The organism is Frankia sp. CoBUL1 (genome assembly GCF_978021245.1).
Genome location: NZ_CDXDOS010000184.1, coordinates 1 through 7,010 on the forward strand (window position 1 = coordinate 1; position 7,010 = coordinate 7,010).

General features: G+C 71.0%; 5 protein-coding genes and 1 pseudogene. 3 read left to right on the plus strand and 3 right to left on the minus strand.

Features of this window, described 5'->3' with window-relative positions; all coding sequences use genetic code 11:
• Positions 1 to 191: 191 nt before the first annotated feature.
• The gene (locus AC08OX_RS13115) at positions 192 to 665 is read left to right on the plus strand and encodes a helix-turn-helix domain-containing protein (RefSeq protein ID WP_476608078.1); all 474 of its coding nucleotides are present in this window, start codon (positions 192 to 194) and stop codon (positions 663 to 665) included.
• Positions 666 to 830: 165 nt separating this feature from the next.
• Here AC08OX_RS13115 and AC08OX_RS13120 read toward each other — a convergent pair whose 3' ends face one another.
• Positions 831 to 1,067, minus strand: a complete 237-nt coding sequence (locus AC08OX_RS13120; RefSeq protein ID WP_476608079.1) for a hypothetical protein — start codon at positions 1,065 to 1,067, stop codon at positions 831 to 833.
• A 240-nt stretch (positions 1,068 to 1,307) separates the two neighbouring features.
• Here AC08OX_RS13120 and AC08OX_RS13125 point away from each other — a divergent pair, with 240 nt between their 5' ends.
• Positions 1,308 to 1,841, plus strand: a complete 534-nt coding sequence (locus AC08OX_RS13125; protein ID WP_476608080.1) for an IS30 family transposase — start codon at positions 1,308 to 1,310, stop codon at positions 1,839 to 1,841.
• Positions 1,842 to 1,915: 74 nt separating this feature from the next.
• On the opposite strand, the pseudogene AC08OX_RS13130 reads toward AC08OX_RS13125, so the two are convergent.
• Positions 1,916 to 2,520, minus strand: a pseudogene (locus AC08OX_RS13130) (transposase family protein); the annotation flags it as partial.
• 581 nt (positions 2,521 to 3,101) lie between these two features.
• Here AC08OX_RS13130 and AC08OX_RS13135 point away from each other — a divergent pair.
• On the plus strand, positions 3,102 to 6,071 hold the full coding sequence (locus AC08OX_RS13135) for an FAD-binding and (Fe-S)-binding domain-containing protein (RefSeq protein ID WP_476608081.1): 2,970 nt from the start codon (positions 3,102 to 3,104) through the stop codon (positions 6,069 to 6,071).
• Between the two features lie 14 nt (positions 6,072 to 6,085).
• Here AC08OX_RS13135 and AC08OX_RS13140 read toward each other — a convergent pair whose 3' ends face one another.
• Positions 6,086 to 6,775 carry a hypothetical protein gene (locus AC08OX_RS13140; protein WP_011435415.1) on the minus strand — a complete coding sequence of 230 codons (690 nt, stop codon included), beginning with the start codon at positions 6,773 to 6,775 and terminating at the stop codon, positions 6,086 to 6,088.
• Between the last annotated feature and the right edge of the window lie 235 nt (positions 6,776 to 7,010).

Below are 7,010 nucleotides of genomic sequence, written 5' to 3' on the forward strand. Positions count from 1 at the left end.
GAAGTGCCCCTTCTTAAACGTCGCGCACAGACACGTGAACCCCAGAAAAGTGAACGTCTCCGGCTTTCCGAGACCGTGGGTCTTCCGCTACTGAGTTTTAATCTGCGAAGTTGTGTGGAAGCACGATGATCCTTCACCTTATTGTGATTTTTGGGTGGGTGGTGCGGGTTCTGTTCGGGTAGCCGGCTGGTATGAGGTACGCGACGGGTGGCGGGCTGACCGCCACGGAACGGGATCGCCGGGAACCGGTCCGGAGGGCCGCGGCCGAACGGTTCGCCCGGGACGAGCCGGTCGCACAGGTCGCCGCGGAGCTGCGGGTCGGTGTGCGGTCGGTGCGGCGCTGGCACCGGGCGTGGTGCGCCGGTGGGGCGCAGGCGCTGCGTTCGGCCGGGCCGGCGTCGCGCTGCCGGCTGGTTGAGCGGGAGACCGGGCGTGAGGCGCTGGGGGCGGGGCTCGCGGTGCTGCGGAAGATCGCGTTCGGGCGGTCGCCGGAAAAGGCCGGTGTGGGGTGGGCTGGCGGTCGCGGTCCCGGCAGCGCTGCTCGCCGGTGCGGGCCAGCTCCTCGCCTGCGCAGAATGCGCAAAAAGCTGTCTATTCACAAAACTTGCCGGCTCGTTCGCAGCGTTCACCGCTGTGCGATCTGCGTGCCAGCCCCACGGCGGTGACACGCCGCCGGCGGTTTCTTCCGCTGTGCCCGGCGGCCCCTCACCACCGGCCCCGATCCGCAGAATGCGCAAAAAAGTCATTTATTCACAAAACTTGCCGGCTTGCCGGCCCGTTCGTAACGTTTTTGGAAGGGCGGCAAGTCCTACCGGCCGGAAGAGCTACGACTAGCGCGGACCAGCGCGCACGAGCCCGTTGATGAACGATTCGGAGGCGGCGGGATGACGTCCATAGCCGTGGGAGCCGTGGGCAAGCCGCCGGTGGGCGGTAAGCCAGGCGAGGGTGCGTTCGACCACCCCTCGTCCCGGCAGGGCCCCGGAGGTTTTCCGGCCGGGGTTCTCCCGGGCGGTCTCGACGGTGGTCTTCAGGATGGTCCACGACCCCCCGCCGGCAGCGCCCGCCAAACGATCCCGTTGCGGGCCACGTAGCCACGTACCGGATGGCGCCCACGATGCCCCGGCGAGGGCCCGCCCCGGGCCTGCCGCCCCTCGGTACCGGCGGCAACACCGCTTCGGCAACCACCCACCCGGCGTCACCCAGACCCGACCGGTACCGGTGTGTACCCACCACGGCCACCCGGGGCGGTCGCAGATGATCAGCGCATCAGCGCTGGTAGAAAGATGATCCACTGATCGGAGGGCTGAGTGCGCGGCGTCGAGTTGACCTTGGAGGAGCGGGAGGCGATCTCCAGGGGCTTGGCCGAGAAACTGTCACACCGGATGATCGCGGCCCGGCTGGACCGAAACCAGTCGGTGATCAGCCGTGAGGTCTCGCGCAACGGCGGCAATGCCGGATACTGCGCCGCGGACGCGCAGAAACGCGCCGACGAGCAGCGGCGGCGACCGAAGGCGTTCAAGCTGGAAACGCACGTCCGGCTGCACGACGCGGTGGCCGAACGGCTGGCGGCCGACTTCTCGCCGAAACAGGTGTCTAATCGGCTGAAGAAGGACTTCCCGGATGATCCGGAGATGCGCGTGTCGCACGAGACGATTTACCAGACGCTCTCCGTTCAGGCGCGCGGGGAACTGAACACGCGGCTGAAGCTCGCGCTGCGGTCGGGCCGGGCGGAGCGCCGGCCGCGGGGGTCGACTCGGCCGAAGCAGGCCAGGATCGCCGGCATGGTCGGCATCTCCGAGCACTCTGCCGAGGTCGCCGACCGCGTGGTACCCGGCCACTGATTTTGCTGGTGGTAGGCTTGTGTGACTCTCTAGGGTAGGAGCCGGGGACTTCTTGCAGGCGAGCGTGGGCAGCCGGGCTGGGCCGCCCAACCCTTCGTAACCGAGGTCGAACAGCACCTCGTGTAGGTCGGCGGTCCACTCCTCCTCCAGGATCGGCAGCGCGCCGGAGGCGCGCAGAGCGGTCGAGTCGTGTTCGCGGCCGGGGGCACGTCCGAGACCCACAGTGGCCAGCCGTCGTCGGGGGCCGACAGGATTTGGACGTTGCCACCGTGATCGAGATCTTGCCGGACCACCACAGGTCCACACCCTCGGTCGGACCAGGCACGCGCAGCCGGTCGGTCTCGATGACCGTGCCATCGACGATCAGATGGCGATTGCCTGCGATCCTGGCCCGCATCAACGCCTCGCGCAGGTCAGGGGCCTGCCAGGCCAGCACGGCGACGCCCTCGTGCAGGTAGCGGTAGCCCACTGACCGGGACACTCCATGATCGTTGAAGGGCAGGCGGGTCCGCGTGCCGTCACAGAACCAGCGCAGGGCCATCACGGCCTGCTCCAGCGCGGACAGCGTGTGAGTGCCGTTACGGGTACCACGACGCTGACGCTCCGCGACCAACAGTCCGGCCAGACGGAAGACGGTGTGATCGCCGAAGGGCAGCTCGGCAGTGTACGTGAAACTCACGCGGGACGCGGGGTCCTTCGGTGAAGTGATCTGTGGAAGGACTACTTCCTACCGAGGCCCCGCGTCGCCTCGTCTCCCGGCCCAACCCCACCCGCCAGACCCTCACAGGCCGCGCCCCTTCATCGCATCAGGGGAACCACGTCCTATCAGATCCAGGCCTGTGACTGGATTTCACGCCTGGTGCACTGACCCAGTTGAGACCGCGCACTCCTGCAGGACAGAGGGGAACTGCGAACCGAGCTGGAGATCATGCTGTCCAAGGGCTGGACTGGGTGGGTTAATGGGTTAACCAGTCGCGCGGCACCGTGACCAGGGGGCAGGATCGTCGGCATGGTCAACATCAGTGAGCGGCCGAAGGAGGCCACCGACCGTGCCGTGCCCGGGTTCCGGGAGGGTGATCTCCTTGAAGATTCACGGTGGCAGGTCGATCCGGTGCGGCCGGCCTGGCCTGTGGCGAGGATGGTGGGGTGCAGCGGGAGCAGCGTCGCGTGCGGGTCCAACGGTTTCGCCGACAGTTTCGGCGTCCCGGGGATCGGGCCGGGGCCGGAACAGGGGCCGGGGACCGGGCGGAGCTGGTCCAGATGCTGCGGGCGGCGCTCGGGGAGCGACCGACCACGGCCGGATCGATGGTCGCCGGCACCGGTGTAGATCATGATCGAGTGGTCCGGCCCATGGTCGACGCCTCGGCCCGACGCCGGGCCGAGTACTCCTCCGACGCCTCGAACTACCGGGTGCCGCCCGCGGCCGTGGTGTTCCCCCGGGAGGTCGGGGACATCCTGGCGATCGTGGCAGTTTGCCGGTCCACCGCGACCCCGCTGACCGCCCGGGGCGCGGGCACCTCCATCGCGGGCAACGCCGTGGGCCCCGGGGTGGTGATGGATCTCAGCCGCCACCTACACCGCATCATCTCCCTGGACCCGGCCGCCCGCACCGCGAGCGTGCAGCCCGGGGTCATCCTGGACAGCCTCCAGGCGGCGGCCAGCCGGCACGGGCTGCGATTCGGTCCGGATCCCTCCACCCATGCCCGCTGCACCATCGGCGGCATGATCGGCAACAACGCCTGCGGCGCACGGGCGATCGCCTACGGCCGGACCGCCGACAACATCGTCGATCTCGACGTGCTCGACGGCACGGGACGTCGGCTACGGGTCGGCCCGGGTGGCTCTGGGCATCCGGCAGTCCCCGGGCTCGACGACCTCGTCCGGGCCAACCTGGCGGTCCTGCGCACCGAACTCGGCAGGTTCCCCCGCCAGGTCTCCGGCTACTCGCTGGAGCACCTGCTGCCCGAACGCGGCGGCGACCTGGCGAAGGCCCTGGTGGGCTCCGAGGGCACCTGTGTGGTCGTGCTCGGGGCGACCGTCCGCCTCGTCCCCCGGCCGGCCGCGACCGCGATGGTCGTGCTGGGCTATCCGGACATGCCGGCCGCCGCGGACGCCGTGCCGCTGCTGTTCCCGCACGCTCCACTGGCGGTGGAGGGCATGGACGCGCGCCTGGTCGACATCGTGCGCCGGCACCGGGGACCGTGGGCCGTACCGGAGCTTCCCGCCGGCACCGGCTGGCTGTTCGTCGAGGTCGGTGGGGCGAGCCCGGCGGAGGCGCTCGCGGCCGGCCGGGCGTTGGCGACCGCCGCGGGCACGAGGGCCGCCCGGGTGCTGCCCACCGGCCCGCAGACCCGCGCCCTCTGGCGGATCCGCGAGGACGGCGCGGGTCTCGCCGGGCGGACCGCGGCGGGGGAACCAGCCTGGCCCGGCTGGGAGGACGCGGCCGTGCCGCCGCAGCGCCTGGGAGCCTACCTGCGTGACTTCGAGGACCTGCTGCGCGCGCACCGGATCGACGGGGTGCCGTACGGACACTTCGGGGACGGCTGCGTGCACATCCGGATTGATCTACCGTTGGCGGAGGCCCCGGGGCGCCTGCGCCCGTTCCTGACCGAGGCCGCCGACCTGGTCGCCTCCTACGGCGGCTCGATATCCGGTGAGCACGGGGACGGCCGGGCCCGCGGTGAGCTGCTGGCCAGGATGTACTCGCCGGTCGCGCTCGGCGTCTTCGCCGGTTTCAAGGCCCTGTTCGACCCGGACGATCTTCTCAACCCGGGTGTGCTGGTCCGGCCGAGGCCGATCGACGCCGACCTGCGCCTGCCGGCGGCTCGCCCGCTGCCCACCATCGGCGGATTCGCCTTCACCGCCGACGCGGGGGAGTTCGGGCGGGCCGTCCACCGCTGCGTCGGGCTGGGCACCTGCCGGGCCGACACGCCGGCGGCCGGCGGCTTCATGTGCCCGTCGTACCTCGCGACGCGCGACGAGAAAGATTCCACCCGCGGCCGGGCCAGGGTGCTGCAGGAGATGGCGAACGGCTCGCTGGTCCGCGGAGGTGCCGGGGGCGCCCGGGCCCCGGAGGTGGCCGAGGTGCTCGACCTGTGCCTGTCGTGCAAGGCGTGCGCGCGCGACTGCGCGGCCGGGGTGGACATGGCGACGTACAAGTCCGAGGTGCTGTTCCGCGCCTACCGGCATCGGCTCCGGCCGGTCAGCCATTACGTGCTCGGCTGGTTGCCCCGATGGGCCCGGGTCGCCGGGCGGGCGCCACGCTTGGTCAACGCGGTGCTGGCCGGACCGGCGGTGCGACGGCTGCTGCTGCGGATGGGGGGCATGGACGCGCGCCGCGAGGTGCCGGCCTTCGCCAGGCAACCGTTCAGCCGCTGGTGGCGCGAGCACGGCGGCTCGGACCTGGGAAGCGGCTCGGAGCTGGGAAACGGGTACCCGGCTGACGGGCGGCCGGCTGACGGGCAAGCAGCCGACGGGCGGGGGATCCACAGGCGCGAGGCCCACAGCCGGGAGGTGGTGCTGTGGATCGACACGTTCACGGAGGCGTTCTCCCCCGAGGTCGGCCGGGCCGCCGTGGCAGTGCTGGCGGACGCCGGCTACCGGGTGATCGTGCCGCCGGGCCCAGCGTGCTGTGGTCTCACCTGGATCACCACCGGCCAGCTCGACGGTGCGCGCCGCCGGTTGCGAGCGACCGTCGACTGCCTCGCGCCGTACGCCCGGGCCGGGACGCCGATCGTCGGCCTGGAACCGTCTTGCACGGCGGTGCTGCGCGGCGACCTCGTCGAGCTGCTCGCGGGCGACCCCGCCGCCGCGCTGGTAGCCGGTGCGGTGCGTACCCTCGCCGAGCTGCTCGGCGACACCATCGGCTGGACTCCGCCGCGTCTCGACGGGGTGCGCATCCTTGCCCAGCCGCACTGCCACCAGCACGCGGTCATGGGATTCGCCGCCGACCGCGGCCTGCTGGCGGCGGCCGGCGCGGACGTCGACGTCCTCGCCGGCTGCTGCGGCCTGGCCGGCAACTTCGGTATGGAGGCCGGGCACTACGACGTGTCGATGGCGATCGCCGCCCGTACCCTGGGCCCGGCGATCGCCTCGGCTCCCGCGGGCACCGTGCTGCTCGCCGACGGATTCTCCTGCCGGACCCAGGCCGAACACGTCGCCGCCCGGCGCGGGCGGCATCTCGCCGAGCTGCTCGCCGAGCGTCTCGCCGGGCTCAGATCTTCACAGTGACGTCAGAAGTGAAGTCAGATCTCCACGGTGAAGACCGTCGCCGGCAGGCCGTCGCCGTCGTCGGTGACGGCGGCGGGGCCGGCCGGGTTGCCGGCCAGCTCCCCCCGGGGAACGGCGAGTACGACGACGGGATGGTGACGGGCGAGCTTCGCGATCAGCGGCCGGAGCCGGGCGACCTCCACCCGGGTATGGCCGACCTGCACGACTCCCGTCATCCCGCCATCGAGGCGGACGAATCCATCGGGAACGTGCGACCCGGTGTGCAGGGCGGCCTCGTTTTCGTGCCGCCACTGTCGCTCGCTGATCCAGGCCAGCACCCGCGACCCGCCCACCCCGGCGTTCTCGATCCGCAGCCGGGCGCGGGCGACCATGGCGTGGCGCACGGCCCCCGCCGCGCTCGTCGCCGCTCCGTCGGATTCCAGTTCCATCGAACTGACCAGCCGGGTGCCCTCGGCGGTGAGCCGTACGAGCCGGCCCTGGCCGGCGAGTACGGGATCGGCGGAGGCGACTCCGGCGTTCTCCCAGCGCTTCACGACGGCGCGGGCCGCGTTCTTGGAGATCGGGTGTTCCGGGCCGAGAATCTCCGAGATGTCCGACTCGAAGGCGGCCCGCATGTCGAAGATCCATTCGAGGGCGTGGAGATCCCGTTGGTTGAGGCGAACGTGCCCCCTGTCCGCTCTGCTCTTGCGAGGCTGGTCTGACACCGTGCTCCCTGGGGTTTATGGCTGGGAAGTCTATGGGCGCGGGGTTCTGCGGTCGTGACTGTCGTCAACCCGGCCGGGGTGGTTCCACGTGTTGTCGCGATGTACCGCTCCGTGGGGCCGGGACTTGTGGCCCTATGCGGGGATGTTGATCGGTGATTTCTGAATTATAGGGCCGGACGGTACCGGCCAACCGGGTTGCCCGGAAGTGTCGGAAAGCATGCCGGTGGAGTGCAGG

Coding starts and splice junctions, on each gene's coding strand:
- AC08OX_RS13115 (WP_476608078.1), top strand. CDS start 192: ATGAGGTACGCGACGGGTGGCGGGCTGACCGCCACGGAACGGGATCGC.
- AC08OX_RS13135 (WP_476608081.1), top strand. CDS start 3,102: ATGCTGCGGGCGGCGCTCGGGGAGCGACCGACCACGGCCGGATCGATG.